Source organism: Parageobacillus caldoxylosilyticus NBRC 107762 (assembly GCF_000632715.1).
Lineage (GTDB): Bacteria > Bacillota > Bacilli > Bacillales > Anoxybacillaceae > Saccharococcus > Saccharococcus caldoxylosilyticus.
In genome coordinates this window covers 1-14,581 of sequence record NZ_BAWO01000080.1, presented here as the reverse complement: position 1 = coordinate 14,581, position 14,581 = coordinate 1, and the positions used below count along the sequence as shown (strand labels likewise).

Below are 14,581 nucleotides of genomic sequence, written 5' to 3'. Positions count from 1 at the left end.
GGCGGCATAGCCAAGTGGTAAGGCAGAGGTCTGCAAAACCTTCATCCCCGGTTCGAATCCGGGTGCCGCCTTCTAGTTTCAGCCGTGCGGGTGTAGTTTAGTGGTAAAACCTCAGCTTCCCAAGCTGAAGTCGTGGGTTCGATTCCCATCACCCGCTTTATTTATGTGTCCTAGTAGCTCAGCGACGAGCGATACATCTTATGAATTAGCTACGAGTTGTCCCGACGCATTTAGCATCCTCGAATCTGCTGGTAGAGGAAGGGACAGCAAAACAATTGGAAAACGAAAAATAAAATCTAGCGTGAATATTGTTATGTCCTAGTAGCTCAGCTGGATAGAGCAACGAGCAACACATCTTTGAATCCACTTCGAGTTGTCTCGACGCACCCAGCTTCCTTGAATCAGCTGGCAGAGGAAGAGACAGGATAGAGCAACAAGCGTTACATTATTGAAATTGTTGCGAGTTGCCCCGACGCATCTCACTTCTCTGAATTCGCTAGCAGAGGAAGGGGCAGCGAAGCTAAAGAGTGTGTAATACCATGTCCCAGTAGCTCAGCTGGATAGAGCAGCGGCCTTCTAAGCCGTCGGTCGGGAGTTCGAATCTCTCCTGGGACGCCATTACATAAGTCGATCGCTAACGCTTCCAAACGTCTGCGGCATTTGCCGCAAACGAGGGAAGCGTTTTTTCTTATGCCAGCCATCGCTCAAGGCAATGTCATAAAAGCGCTCCAGCTAGTTTGTCCAGGCAGTTCGGAGTTTAATAGATAATGTGAATTTGACACACCAGATAAGCTTAGTCAATCAACAGCCCATTTAAAAGATTTTGCAAAGCTATATTTTGATGACGAGAAAAAGGCAAATCCTTATTATTACGGCTTTATTCCTGAAGTGATGGTCAGTGCTGATGGAATGACGCGCGTCGTGAAGCATTACAGCACCGGACGTCGTTCCAATGAAATGATGATTGTAATGCCGGATGAGCGTACCGCTTACTTTGGTGACGACGGCGAATATACAATGCTGTTTATGTACATAGCTGATAAACCGCGTGATTTGTCAGCCGGCACCTTATATGCGGCGAAATTTACGCAAACAAGCGCAGAAAATGGCGGGGCCGGCAATTTAGAGTGGATTAAACTTGGTCATGCTACAGATAAGGAAATTAAACGGATCATTGATAAAGGCATTACATTCAGCGATATTTTTGAAGTGTCCAATGAGCCAAAAGAAGGGTTTACTGCAGTTAAGCAATACTCAGGACAAGGTACAAACTATGGTAAAATAGAATACTTGAAATTGAAGCCGGGAATGGAAAAAGCAGCTGCATTTTTGGAAACTCGCCGTTATGCAGCGATGTTAGGAGCAACAAGCGAGTTTAATAAAATGGAAGGCTTAGCGGTGAACGCGAAAGACAAAAAAGTATATGTAGCGATTTCTGATATAAGCAAAGGTATGGAGAAAAACGATCAAGACCCAACGGACCACATTCAATTGCCGAAAGTGAAAGCTGGTGCGGTTTATGAGTTAAACTTAAAGCCAGGACAAAAGACCATAGCTGGTGAATCGATTAACAGCAGATATGTAGCTGCTTCTATGAAGGCGCTTCTTGTCGGCGAAGATTTAGCTCAACCTGACGCTTACGGCAATAAAGCAAACGTGAATAAAATTGCTGGTCCGGACAACTTAAGCTTCTCTGAGGATTATCGCACATTGTTTATCGGGGAAGACAGCAGCCAACATATTAACAATTTTGTATGGGCGTATAACGTCGATACGAAAAAGTTATCTCGCATTTTATCCGTTCCGGCTGGTGCGGAGGCAACGGGGCTTCAAGCGGCCGATAACCGAAATGGATTTAGCTACGTTATGAGCAATTTTCAGCATCCAGGGGATGAATTAGACAATTTTGCGCCGACAGTGGTAAACATTGATGATGTGAAAAAAGCCATCGACGCAACATATGGAATTGATCAGGCCGGTGCTGTTGGTTATATCCAAGGACTGCCGAATATCGAAAAACTACAGAAAGAATTAAAGAAACAGCAAAAAGCTCAACAGAGCAAAAAGAAAAAATGAAAGATAACAGAAAGTCTGTCCTCTGCACATAACCCTGTCAAGTAGACAATGAAAAAAGAGTATATCAACTGCGGCCTTTTCTCGATATTCCATCGGAGAAAGGCCGTTCAGTTTTTCTGGAAAACGATTGTGAATGTAAAAATGAATATACTCCTGAATAGCCTGATACGACTGTTCGATCGTTTTTGGGCGTACTAAATACAATTTCTCTGTGTTAAAATTAAAATATTGAGTGAGGTTATGTTGAAATAATCACGGAAAAAAATCGCTTTAAAACGGAGCAAAATGAGGTAAATCGAAAAAATTTTCGGTTAACGCATCCAGCACGAATCGAAGCTGTATTATTCTCACGAGGGAGGATTGTGCAGCTTTTTTACATTTCCATTCAATTAATAACATAATTTAGCTGAAATGTTACACGATGATAAAAATCTGTATTATAAATGAAAACAATTTGAAACCTTATTGCAAAAGTAAGTCTGCTAGAATATTAAGGATGGAAACAAGAAAGTTTTAATAGGGATTAAATATATAGGTCGGGTGATAGACATGGCGTTAGAGAATCAAGAGAATCAACTGATCAAAAAAACATTTTATGAAACATTTATGGAAGCGGATGAAAAAAATCCTGTCCGTGTGCTCGGAGAAGCTTTTCTTGCCGGGCATAAAGATGGGGCGGCTGACATTTCCATCATCCGTTTTGTCCAAGGAGAAGTATATTTTCATAACAAAGATTATGAAGCAGCTATTTTCAAATGGGAAAACGTTCATAATGATTTAGAACCGTGGGCGAAAAAAAATATAGCGGATTGTTTTTATGAACTCGGACAATTATCAACGGCTGAAGAGATTTATAAATCCATTGATACGGAAAGCAGTGTCTTACAATCAGAAGTTGCATTGCAATTATTTTCGCTTTACATAGATCAAGGCAGACTTGAAGATGCTGATCAAGTGATTAAAAAAGCGGTATCCTTTAATCCGGACTATCCGAATGTTACTGACATTGCTCGTGCCTTTTTCGAAAAACACAAGGATTGGAAGAGCGCAATTGAACTGGCAGTAAATGAAGCGATCCGGACAGAGTCTCATCATTGGTTTGATATTTTAAAAACATATGCAAAACAAGGATTAACAAAAATTTTTGAACCGCATTATTTTTCAAAATGCTTAGCCGTGTTATACCAAGTGGATCAGACAAGATTTGAACAGATGGTTGAGGCATTGTGGAATGGTTATAAAAACGAGCGTTCCTATTTTTCATGGCTGAGGGAATTTAACCACCTTTTCTTAAATCTGGATGCAAGCCGGGAACAGTCTTGGAAAAAGCTGTCAACCCTTTATCAGGAAGCGTATTTTGAATTAATCGATGGAAAGTATTTAATAAAAGAATTGGAGGAGATTATTCCGAACATCTTAACGAACTGGCTCAAAATAGCTGATTATTCTCATGCTTTATTTGCTTCTGCAGCGGTATTGGCATGGAGCGAGAAATTTCCATCCAGTATTAGCCCAGAGGTTGTCAATGATGCCGAAAATCTTATTTTCCATTCCCGCAATGAGACAGATGGTTTGGAATACAGCCTTACATTATTCGATTCCATCGTAAAATGGGCGGAAGCGCAGCATGTTGATCCAGGTCACCGCTTCAGATGGATCATCCGAGAACTGGTTGATTTTGAAACACATCATTTATTTGTAGTTGGAACTTCCGGAAATGGAAAGTCTGCTTTTATCAATTCGGTCCTCGGAGAAAATATCCTAACTGCTCCGACATCATCCGTTATTGTATTTAAGGGGGATGATGAGACGGAGATTAGAAAGATATCCGATGAAGAATTAACAACATTTTCAAGTTTCCAGGAATTCCAGGAGGCAGTAGATAGACGGCTGAATAAGGCTTTTGACAATGCGATTATGGAGTTCTCTCTTCCATCGCCAATTTTGCAGAAAAACGGGCTGGTTCTTATTGATACGCCGGGATTTAGCGACCGTAATCATATTGAAGGTGAAGCGTTGAAATATCTGCACTTTGCTGACAGTTTATTATTTGTTCTTGATGCGAACGATCCTTTTACCGAAAAAGAACAAGAGATCCTAATGCAGATTCGGGAATATGCGCCTAATCTTCCAATTCATTTTCTGCTCAATAAAATTGATGAAATTTATGATGAACATGAAGCCGCCAAGATTATTGAAGACACTCGTTCGAGAGTTCGGGCATATGTTCCTGAGGCTCGGGTGTTTGCCTATTCATCACGTTTAAGAAGCAGAAAACAGCAAAATGATCTAGCAGAGTTCTTGAAAAACTTGAACCGACAAATTGCGGAAGACGATCGAATTGAAAAAATATTAATCTTTACTCGTCAATTAATCAGCCATTTATTGGATAAACGGGCAGAAATGGAAAACAGCCTGGCTGATTCGATTAAATGGAATGAAGAAATGGTCACAAAGCTAAATGGTGCAATCCATCAATTAACTGATTTGAAAGAAGAAAAAGCGCGAATTATCACGAGAACGTTCCATAAAGTCTTGGAGGAAATCAGGTCGGATCTATCGGAAAATATTCCGAGAATTTTACGAGAAACTTCGGATATGATTCGAGAAGACAGCGATTTCCGTAAACTTCACCTGGAACTAAATGATGAGATGAATCGGAGAGTACGTGCTTATGTAAATGATACGGTCTTGCCCGAACTTTATCGTTCTCTTCAGGAATGGATTTTAACGGCAAATGACGAGCTTAATCAATGTCAATCTTTCCTGGATGAAATAAGCGATGGGTTTAATGCGATGTATGGGGAAGATCGGCTTAAGCTGAATTGCGACTTTAAAGTGCTTGATGACTGGCGCCGGGATGCAGACCGGATGACGAGCGGCGTGCAAATGGAGAAGGTGAATATTTTTCTCCGCCGCACACCGTATCAAATTTTATTGAAAAGTGCCGGCAAGCTGTTTGGAGCCTTCCAGCAAAACCATGCGATGTTATATAACAAATACAAGCAGTTTGTTGAAAATCAGGATTATTTAGACGTTGTTGAATCCATTGTGAACAAGTTGCTTCTGCAATTCGAACTGTTTGAGAAATCACTAGAACGGGATATTTCGATCTTCTTCCGGAACCCATTTGCCGCGTTGAATCAAACGGTGGAAGAAACGAAAAAAGAAATCAGTGAAAAAGAAGAAGAGCTGGAGAAAATGAGATCGAATCCGGAAGCATACCGCGATCCGCTTACATTGTTTGAAATAAAACTCCGCCAATACGAGTGGATGACCATTTCCGCAAAAGGAGTTCTTCAAGTATAACGAGATGGAACGAAAAAATCGGCCCATGGGCCGATTTTTTTCGTTGTGAAAATGTTTTCATCGTTTTGTGAATGCGAAAGTAATATGCGAACGATTAAGACACTCTTCTATAGTATTACATTCAATCAATATAGCTACGTCCTCTCAAGTATGCAAAAAGACGTGGCAGTAAGTTAGATAACTTATTTAAAGCGTAAATTCTCCGTTTTGTGACCAACATGTGGTAAACGTATCACTTCCATTATTTCCATTCAAACGCCCAATTTCCGTTGCGGAAAATCGGTTCGCGTTTGCCGTCTTTCGTAACGCCATCGATGTTTAATTCGGCAGAGCCAATCATAAAATCTTCATGGATGAGGCTATCGTTGACACCATGTTTGTCGAGTTCTTCTTTGGACATGGTGGTGCCGTTTTGAATGTTCGTCGGATAGGCCTTTCCAAGCGCCAGGTGGCACGCGGCGTTTTCATCGAATAACGTGTTATAAAAAATTAGATTGGACATGGAAATTGGCGACTGATGCGGCACTAACGCGACTTCCCCCAAGCGGCGTGCGCCTTCATCCGTATCTAATAAATGTTTTAATGTTTCATATCCTTTTTCCGCGGTAAAGTCGACGACTTTGCCGTCTTTAAATGTCAAAGTAAATCCGTCGATCAAGTTGCCGTTATAATTGAGCGGTTTAGTATTCCGTACCTTGCCATTGACCCCGTCTTTATGCGGCATCGTAAACACTTCTTCCGTCGGGATGTTCGGGTTAAAGCGAACACCTTTCTGGCTGACGGCCGCACCGCCATGCCATACATGGTTTTCGACCAGTTCGATCGTTAAGTTCGTTCCCGGCGCTTCATAAATGAGCTGCTTGTATTGTTTTTCATTTAAATAATCGACGATTTTGGCGAGTTGGTCGTTGTGTTGCTGCCACGCTTGGATCGGATTGTCCTGGTCGACACGGGTAATGCGGAATATCGCCTCCCATAGCTTGTCGATCGCTTCTTCTTCACTGAGGTCTGGAAATATTTTTTTCGCCCAGGCTGGCGTTGGGACGGAAATAAGCGACCAGCAGTTTTGGTCGGCCATTAGTGCGCTGCGATAGTTGTTTAATGCTTTTGATGCCGTTTTATTGGCGATGGCGATTCGGGTTGGATCCACATCTTTCAATAAATCAGGATTTGGCGAATAAATCGATAAAAACGCCGCCCCTTCCTCGACAAGCTGCTCCATGCCTTTGGCCCGCCACATTGGATATTCTAAAAATGCTTCGTCAGGAGCATATTTGAATTTAATGTATGTAAGATCTTCGTCATTCCATTCGACATAGACGTGTTTGGCGCCGACTTCATATGCTTTTTTTGCAATTTGCCGCACGAGCGGCGCGGCTTCAAGCGGGGCGTTCACAAAAAGCGTTTGCCCTTTTTGGACGTTGACGCCGACTTGAACAGCAAGCGCGGCATATTTTTCCAAATTTTGCTCTCTATTGCTCACGTTCTTCACTCCCTGCTTTTCGTATTATGTAGAACTTTATTATATATGAAGAACTCGGAACATTCAAACATTTGGAAGATGAATTGGTATTGTGAAAAGACGAAGGTAAAACCATTGATGTTGGTTTAACGTTTTTCTCAAGAAGTTTCTCGCCTCGAGATGAAATGTAGGTAGAAGAGGTTCATTCAATGGATTTTTTCATCATCATTCAGCTCGAATATTATTTTACTTTCTACCAATCATCGTCCAAAACGGTTACGGTTGCCAAAATAACGAATCAATTGCCAAACTCCTACTTTGTTTAAGAAAGGTGCATAATGATTGTAAATGCAGAATAATTTGAATAATAACAAAAATGTTTATCGGATTTGTTTCGTTGGAGAAAAGGAAATCGAAATACTGCGTAGTCTATTTGCATCGTCCTTACCGACGATGCGCCCAATAGACATCGGCCAGTATAGTCATTTTGCGTGATGATGTATACTGGCTTTTTGTTTTGCCGTGATCATTTCGTTTACAAAAGGAGGGAGCATTGTCGCGAGTTATTTTTATTGTTGAAGGGCGTGCGTGCAACGAATGAGCGGAAGTCATAATAGGCAGACAGGGCTGATATGTCTATGAAGGGGGAGAAATTTGATGAAAACAGCGGATATTATCATTGTCGGCGGAGGAGTAATGGGATCGAGTGTAGCTTTTCATCTTCGAAAAATTGGCTTTGATGGCAGAATTATTGTCTTTGAAAAAGATCCTTTGTACGAGTTCTCGTCTACGCCAAGAAGCGCGGGAGGAATTCGACAGTTGTACACAACGCCGATTAACATTCAATTAAGTCGATATAGCCTGCAAGTATATAAGCAATTTCCGCAAACGATGGCGATCGATGGCGAACCGGCGGAGATTCATTTTCGTCAAAACGGATATCTCTTTTTGGCTACGAAAGAAATGCTTCCATCGTTGAAAAAACAATGCTCGCTGCAAAACCGATACGGTGTTCCGTCACAGGTATTATCAGCCCAAGAGTTATTGGACATCATTCCAGAACTAAATATCGATGATTTAGCGGGCGGGCTTTACTGCCATGAAGATGGCTATTTAGATCCTTATTCGGTGATGCAAGGGTATAAGAAAAATGCGCAGCGATTAGGAGTGGAATATATTTATAAAGAAGTAGAAACGATCACCACCGATGAAAACAAAGTGAGCGGAGTTCGGCTCGTAGACGGCACCGTGTATCACTCTTCGATCGTGATCAACTGCGCTGGGGCATGGGGAGTATATCTTAGCGAAAAAATCGGCGTTCCGTTACCGGTTCATCCGTTAAAACGGCAAATTTTCCAATTTGATATAGCAACACCGTTAAAAAAGGAATTGCCGCTGACCATTGATCCAACCGGCGTGTATTTTCGCCATGAAGGAAGTAAAATTTTATCGGGCTTTTCCGAAGATACAAAGCCGGGAATTGATTTCACCGTGACACGTTCCTTGTTTTATGAGCAAATGTGGCCAATTTTGGCGCATCGCATTCCAAACTTTGAAGCGGTGAAGATAACGGCGGCGTGGGCAGGGCTGTATAGCTTTAATACGGCAGACCATAACGCCATTATCGGAAAACACCCGTCACTGCATGGGTATTATATGGCGCTCGGATTTAGCGGGCATGGCATGCAACAGGCGCCGGGAGTCGGTATAGGATTGGCCGAATTAATTTATTACGGAAAATATAAAACGATTGATCTCACCCCTTTGCGTTTCGAACGATTCGCGGAAAACGATTTAGTGTTGGAAGATGCTGTTGTGTAAATGCTGTAAGGCAAGAGCAAGGCCAGTTTCCATAAAGAGGAACGGAGGATACGCATCATGTTAGTGCTTGATGAAAAAGCAATGCTCGAAACCGTTTCGATGAAAGATGTCATGGAAGCGATGAAGCGGGCATACTGTCTCTATGAAAATAAACAGTACGAAATGCCGCTAAGAACTCAGCTCCAAGACAATGAAAATACGTTTTTGCTAATGCCTTCGATTGCCCATCAATCGTTTAGTTTGAAAATTGTAAGCGTTTTCCCTAATAATCGACAGCATCCTGTAACGCAAGGAATGGTTATATTAATAGACCGTCAAACCGGAAGCGCAAAAGCGTTGCTCAATGGTACCGTTTTGACCGGTCTGCGCACAGGAGCAATCGGAGGGCTGGCGGTAGATTATTTATCTCCAGCCGATGTCAAAACCGTCGGGCTAATCGGTACCGGATATCAAGGGCTATATCAATTGCTGGCCGTTTGCACGATTCGCAGCATTGACCGCATTTACTTGTATAATCGAACATCTTCAAAGTATCCCGCTTTTATTGCTGCACTGAAAAACCGTCTTCCATCCGAAGTGGAAATCCACATTGCCGCTCAGCCACTCGATCTAGTTCAGCAATCCGACATCATCATCACTGCTACGACATCATCAACGCCTGTGCTGCCAGATGAAACAAATATATGGAACGGCAAATTAATTGTTGGAATCGGCTCATACCAACCTCATATGAGAGAATTTCCTGATGCGTTATATAAAAATGCGACATGCATATTTGTCGACACGCCGGATGCCATAAAGGAAAGCGGAGATATCCGCTATCCAATGGAAAGGAGTTGGTTAACCGAATTGCAAATGATTGCTTTTTCTAAAGTCGTCACAAACAAGGTAAACCATACTTTTCAAACGGATTGTCCGACTATCTTCAAGTCTACTGGTATGGCGCTGTTTGACCTTGTTGTTGCGGAAATGATGTATGAAAGAGCGATTGCAAAACAGACGGGTGCGTACGTCCATTTGTAAACCAGTCAAAAAGGAGTGGGCCCCATTGCATACGATCATTATGGCCGAATTTATTCTATATTGCTTATTTATGTTAGTCATTGGTTATTTGTATAGTAAAAAAGATATTAACCATTCCGATTTTCTTTTAGGCGGGAAAAAGCTGCCAGGATGGGCTTTAGCATTTTCGGAAAGAGCTACCGGCGAGTCTGCTTGGCTGTTGCTAGGATATACGGGATTTGTGTTTGCGACCGGTCTATCGGGAATTTGGGTAGCAATCGGAATTTCGCTAGGAATTATCTTTTCATGGCTGTTTTTAGCGAAGAAGTTTATGAAAGAAGCAAATGAATATAAAGTGCTGACATTGCCGGGTTATTTAGCTAAGCGGTTTGGAGCGCACGGAAAAATAATTTTATGGATTTCTACAATTCTTATTCTTAGCTTTATGATGTTTTATTTTGGTGCACAAATTGCAGGGGCGGGAAAAACCCTTTTCACTGTTTTTCGTATTGATCCTGTGATGGGAATGATTGTCAGTACCATCATTGTGGTTATTTTATCGTATGTAGGAGGATTTATAAGTGTTGTATGGACAGACATGGTTCAAAGCTTAATTATGCTTGCGACGCTAGTAGTGCTTCCGATTGTCGCTTTGTTTCATATTTATAGCGGAGATTTATCCATCAGCCAGGCGCTGCAAGCCGCTGAGCCAGGGATTGATTCGTGGACTGGCGGAGTGACTGGATTCGCCTTAGGATTACTGCTGTTTAACAACTTTGCTTGGTTTTTTGGCTTTCTTGGCGGCCAACCGCAATTAAGCGTGCGTTTTATGGCGCTGAAAAATGACAAAGAGGCAAAAACCGCCAGCATCATGGCGATTGTATGGACGCTTTTAGCTTATAGTGGCGCGTTTTTAATCGGAATTACCGCCATTACGTTGTATCAAGGACATCATTTTGCTGATGTAGAAACGGTTTTACCGTATATGACGTTAGACCTTTTGCCGCCGTGGATTGCGGGAATATTGCTTTCTGGCATTCTCGCTGCGATCGTTTCAACAGCCGATTCCCAACTCCTCGTCGTCACCAGTTCCATTAGTGAGGATATTATTCGAAACGCGTTAGGAATGAAATTAACGGAAAAACAATTGGTGAAAATTTCAAGAATTGTTGTCATTATCGCGGGAATAGCAGGGCTAATCATTGCGTTAACCTCTGAATCGCTAGTCTATCTTGTTGTCAGCTGGGCGTGGGCGGGAGTCGGATGTACGCTGTCGCCGTCGATCATTTTGGCGTTCATTTGGAAACGATATTCCGGTATTGGTGTGATTGCGACGATCATTGCCGGATTTATCAGCACGATCGTTTGGATTTCCTCACCTCTTGAGGCGATCATCAGCTCTCGTTTTACGACTTTCTTTATTGCCATGCTCGCTGGGATTATATTTAGCCTCCTTTTCCCAGATAAAGAAGAAATGCAAGAAATCCGCTGCGAAACAGCCACATAACATGAAATCAAGGCAAATCCCTCCTTCTGATTGGAATGAAGGAGGGGGGTGTTATTTGCAAGCCAGTTTTTTGTCCAGCAGAATCATGATATTTCAATAAGCACGTTTGTTTTTCACGCGAAGCGGCGGTCTGTATTTATGTGTATTTCCTAAACGATTTTTCGATTCTCAAAAAACTTAGATTCTATCTATTAGGAAGAACAAAAAGATGAAGATGGAGAGATTTAGAAGAATTAATTAATAATAAGACAAGTATAAAATATGCAGAAAAGAGGTGGAAAAATGCATATCAATTATACGAAGGCATGCCTCCGGAAGATGTGATCGAACAAATCATGAATTTGTATGAAACTATTTTTCAAACATCGTCGGAGAATATTCGCAACAAAATGCAGAAAGTGGACAGGCTGCTTGTTCTTGTCGCTTTGGATAATGGAAAAGTTGTCGTGGATATAAACAAGGTGCAAATGAGTTCTACAGCTGGATTGGCGGGGGCGACAGCGCGTATCGCCGGCAGGGGATTGGCTCGACATTAATGACGATGCAGCACGACACTGGCTGAAAGAGCATGGCTATTCTGTTGTAACGACAACAACGAAAAATAAATGGCGGAACATGCTCATTTTAAATTTACGCCATGGATTTGATACCATCGGCACGTATACGGACGAAAAGGGAGAGCAGAAAATTATCTTGAAAAAACAGCTATAATGATTAAGCGAAACATCATTGCCGAAAAACTGTTGCGCCATCTCGATACGCTTTGTTTTATCATAGCTATTGAAGGGTACTGAAGCCTTGTTTGCCGCCCATCCATATGTTAGACCGTCATCGATCTATTCTTTCTATATATTCGCGGCCTGATTCCCGTCATGAAAAATAAGAGCACAGAGACCTTAACGTTGGCCGCCTGGCAATGCTCTCGAAGTATTGTATGTAAAAAACTGCACGATTACCACTATTTATACGATAAAAATATTATGTTAACAAAACCGGAAGGAGAAAACAACCATGACGCAAACGAGCCAAAAGCTACTGCTTATTGACGGGATGGCGCTCTTATTTCGTTCGTTTTATGCGACCGCACTTCATGGGAATTTTATGTTCACAAGCGAAGGGGTTCCGACAAACGCGGTTTATGGATTTGTCAAGCATTTCATCGCTGCCGTCCATCATATAGAGCCAACGCATGTCGTTTGCTGCTGGGATATGGGGAGCACGACGTTTCGAACGGAAATGTTTCCGATGTATAAGGCGAACCGAGGAGAGCCGCCATTAGAGCTTGTCCCGCAGTTTGAACTAGTCAAGCACGTTGTTTCCGCGTTTGATATTCCAAACATTGGCGTACTGGGAGCGGAGGCGGATGATTGCATTGGCACGCTCACCAAGCAATGGAAAGACGAAATGGACATTGCCATTTTGACAGGGGATCAAGATTTGCTGCAGCTTCTTTCCGAAACGGTAATGGTATATTTGCTGGACAAAGGGATTGGCAATTATCATATGTATACGCTCGAACGCTTTCGAAAGGAAATGGGAATCCTGCCATCACAATGGATCGATGTCAAAGCATTAATGGGTGATGCAAGCGACAATTATCCAGGGGTGCGTGGCATCGGTGAAAAAACAGCGCTAAAATTAGTGCGCCAGTACGGTTCGATTGAAGGAATCCTCGAACATCTTCCCCTTCTGACAAAGTCGCAGCGGCAAAAACTGCAAGAACATGAAGAGATGCTGCACCTTTCTAGAAAACTAGCAAAAATTTATTGCGATCTTCCGATAGCGCTGCGAATCGAAGAGGCGGAGTGGAACGTAGACAAGGAAAAAGTGGAGCAGGCTTTCCGAGCTTTAGAATTCAAAGGGCTGAGCCGCTTGTTGACATATAAGTAAAGGCCAGTTTCAGACTGGCTTTTGTTTATGTGTCATCTTATGTAACCGCTGTCTTTCAGCATCCATCCACGTTTGCACCAACCGCCTAATCGCTTCCATTACCGTTTGCCGAACACTCCCTTTTTCGGTCAATGTAAATTCAATCCGCATCGGTACTTCAGGATATACGTTGCGGTCCACAAGGCCTTCTTCTAAATTCTTTTGGCTGCCGGGAAAACAGGACGGATTGGTTGGTATGATCGATGATCTTGGTTTCATCGTAAATATTTCCCGCTACCCTATCTTTCTATATACTTTTTTGTATATAGAAAAAAGCAGTTGTCAATAGGCGAAAAATCGTTATAAGGAATGTTGCGAATGCTGTAATAAATTTCTTAATAAATTGTGAAATAATGAACAAAGTCGTTTCAATTCCCGCAAAAAGTAGTACGATAAAAGTGTAAGGAACAATAAAAATAAAAGGGGAGCGAGGATATGGTTAAATGGCTTCGCGAACATACGAGTGCTTCCGTCATCATGGTGCTGTTCCGTTTGTATCTCGGCTATGCTTGGATCACCGCAGGATGGCATAAGATAACGGAAGGATTTGACGCATCGGGATTTTTGAAAGGGGCGCTCGCCAAAGCAGCAGGGGAACATCCAGCGGTGCAAGGCTGGTGGGCTGCGTTTATCGAACATTTCGCCCTGCCAAACGTCGGATTGTTTAACGTACTCGTGCCTTGGGGAGAATTTTTAGTCGGCATTGCACTGATTCTCGGCATTTTCACAACATTTGCTGCACTAATGGGCGCTGTTATGAACTTTGCGTTTATGTTCTCGGGAACGACGAGCACCAACCCGCAAATGGTATTGTTAACGGTGTTCATTCTGGTAGCGGGTGCGAATGCTGGCAGATATGGCCTTGACCACTGGGTTCTCCCTTACATTCGTAAGTTTACGCATAAAATGCACCGTCCGCACCGTCCAGCAATGTCACAAAGATAGTCATCATGAACCCAACTTTAACCAATGGCCGTGCATTTCTCTTTTCAGAAAGTGTGCGGCCGTTTCCCTTTTTGATGGTTAAATTTTTAGATAGACAAGTTCCTTTGGTAGGCGATGTATTTCTGCTGCATCATATATGGTCAGGCTTGGTATTGAGTCATAACGTCATCTGAAAGTAGTAATTCAACAGCAAACGTGTTGGCTTCCACTTCTAATTTTTCAACAGAGAATCGGGTTTTAGCTCTTAAAAAGGGTGTTGGATTTCGGGTGTAAAAAGGCATGTCCAAGTTCATGGGCGCATACAAAACGTTGCATCATTTCATCCAGTTGATTATGAAGATGAATGAACTGAATCCGTTTGTATGAACTATAAAGAGTATTTCCAAGTTCCGCGAATAAGATCATTTTTTGCAATTTGAAACGGATCATTGGACTTGTGTTTTTTAATAAGTTGCTTAACTATTTTCAGCAATATTCGTACAAAATTACACTATTTTTCCAATAATACAATAAGCTTTTTTGAAAACTTC

General features: G+C 42.2%; 8 protein-coding genes, 3 tRNA genes and 4 pseudogenes. 11 read left to right on the top strand and 4 right to left on the bottom strand.

Annotated elements, in window-relative coordinates; genetic code table 11:
* The 4 genes and pseudogenes from GCA01S_RS17705 to GCA01S_RS17690 form a co-directional block, all read left to right on the top strand.
* Nucleotides 1-71: transfer RNA gene (locus GCA01S_RS17705), tRNA-Cys, on the top strand.
* A gap of 15 nt (nucleotides 72-86) precedes the next feature.
* Nucleotides 87-157: transfer RNA gene (locus GCA01S_RS17700), tRNA-Gly, on the top strand.
* Nucleotides 158-541: 384 nt separating this feature from the next.
* A tRNA-Arg gene (locus GCA01S_RS17695) sits at nucleotides 542-618 on the top strand.
* Between the two features lie 168 nt (nucleotides 619-786).
* Nucleotides 787-2,076 (top strand): annotated as a pseudogene (locus GCA01S_RS17690) (PhoX family protein); the annotation flags it as partial.
* A 72-nt stretch (nucleotides 2,077-2,148) separates the two neighbouring features.
* Here GCA01S_RS17690 and GCA01S_RS19690 read toward each other — a convergent pair.
* Nucleotides 2,149-2,292: pseudogene (locus GCA01S_RS19690) on the bottom strand (IS3 family transposase); the annotation flags it as partial.
* A gap of 333 nt (nucleotides 2,293-2,625) precedes the next feature.
* On the opposite strand from GCA01S_RS19690, the gene GCA01S_RS17685 reads away from it, so the two are divergent.
* On the top strand, nucleotides 2,626-5,385 hold the full coding sequence (locus tag GCA01S_RS17685; RefSeq protein ID WP_042412007.1) for a dynamin family protein: 2,760 nt from the start codon (nucleotides 2,626-2,628) through the stop codon (nucleotides 5,383-5,385).
* A 241-nt stretch (nucleotides 5,386-5,626) separates the two neighbouring features.
* On the opposite strand, the gene GCA01S_RS17680 is transcribed toward GCA01S_RS17685, so the two are convergent.
* On the bottom strand, nucleotides 5,627-6,868 hold the full coding sequence (locus tag GCA01S_RS17680) for an aminopeptidase (protein ID WP_017436068.1): 1,242 nt from the start codon (nucleotides 6,866-6,868) through the stop codon (nucleotides 5,627-5,629).
* A gap of 633 nt (nucleotides 6,869-7,501) precedes the next feature.
* Here GCA01S_RS17680 and GCA01S_RS17675 point away from each other — a divergent pair.
* The 5 genes from GCA01S_RS17675 (at nucleotide 7,502) to GCA01S_RS17655 (ending at nucleotide 13,067) form a co-directional block, all read left to right on the top strand.
* Nucleotides 7,502-8,668 carry an NAD(P)/FAD-dependent oxidoreductase gene (locus GCA01S_RS17675; RefSeq protein WP_155835602.1) on the top strand — a complete coding sequence of 389 codons (1,167 nt, stop codon included), beginning with the start codon at nucleotides 7,502-7,504 and terminating at the stop codon, nucleotides 8,666-8,668.
* Nucleotides 8,669-8,725: 57 nt separating this feature from the next.
* Complete coding sequence (locus GCA01S_RS17670; protein ID WP_042412001.1) at nucleotides 8,726-9,691, top strand: ornithine cyclodeaminase family protein; 966 nt, start codon at nucleotides 8,726-8,728, stop codon at nucleotides 9,689-9,691.
* A gap of 25 nt (nucleotides 9,692-9,716) precedes the next feature.
* Complete coding sequence (locus tag GCA01S_RS17665; protein WP_042411999.1) at nucleotides 9,717-11,177, top strand: sodium/proline symporter; 1,461 nt, start codon at nucleotides 9,717-9,719, stop codon at nucleotides 11,175-11,177.
* A 305-nt stretch (nucleotides 11,178-11,482) separates the two neighbouring features.
* Nucleotides 11,483-11,713 (top strand): hypothetical protein, encoded by a 231-nt coding sequence (locus GCA01S_RS21125; protein WP_052510067.1) that lies wholly within the window; start codon nucleotides 11,483-11,485, stop codon nucleotides 11,711-11,713.
* 475 nt (nucleotides 11,714-12,188) lie between these two features.
* Complete coding sequence (locus GCA01S_RS17655) at nucleotides 12,189-13,067, top strand: 5'-3' exonuclease (protein WP_042411998.1); 879 nt, start codon at nucleotides 12,189-12,191, stop codon at nucleotides 13,065-13,067.
* A gap of 9 nt (nucleotides 13,068-13,076) precedes the next feature.
* On the opposite strand, the pseudogene GCA01S_RS17650 reads toward GCA01S_RS17655, so the two are convergent.
* Nucleotides 13,077-13,268, bottom strand: a pseudogene (locus GCA01S_RS17650) (winged helix-turn-helix transcriptional regulator); the annotation flags it as partial.
* Between the two features lie 273 nt (nucleotides 13,269-13,541).
* Here GCA01S_RS17650 and GCA01S_RS17645 point away from each other — a divergent pair.
* Complete coding sequence (locus tag GCA01S_RS17645) at nucleotides 13,542-14,051, top strand: DoxX family protein (protein WP_017436060.1); 510 nt, start codon at nucleotides 13,542-13,544, stop codon at nucleotides 14,049-14,051.
* Between the two features lie 78 nt (nucleotides 14,052-14,129).
* On the opposite strand, the pseudogene GCA01S_RS19680 reads toward GCA01S_RS17645, so the two are convergent.
* Nucleotides 14,130-14,520, bottom strand: a pseudogene (locus GCA01S_RS19680) (ImmA/IrrE family metallo-endopeptidase).
* Between the last annotated feature and the right edge of the window lie 61 nt (nucleotides 14,521-14,581).

What these genes read in the sequence shown, in the direction of transcription:
- GCA01S_RS17685 (WP_042412007.1), top strand. Translation starts at nt 2,626, where the DNA reads ATGGCGTTAGAGAATCAAGAGAATCAACTGATCAAAAAAACATTTTAT.
- GCA01S_RS17670 (WP_042412001.1), top strand. Translation starts at nt 8,726, where the DNA reads ATGTTAGTGCTTGATGAAAAAGCAATGCTCGAAACCGTTTCGATGAAA.
- GCA01S_RS21125 (WP_052510067.1), top strand. Translation starts at nt 11,483, where the DNA reads ATGCCTCCGGAAGATGTGATCGAACAAATCATGAATTTGTATGAAACT.
- GCA01S_RS17655 (WP_042411998.1), top strand. Translation starts at nt 12,189, where the DNA reads ATGACGCAAACGAGCCAAAAGCTACTGCTTATTGACGGGATGGCGCTC.
- GCA01S_RS17645 (WP_017436060.1), top strand. Translation starts at nt 13,542, where the DNA reads ATGGTTAAATGGCTTCGCGAACATACGAGTGCTTCCGTCATCATGGTG.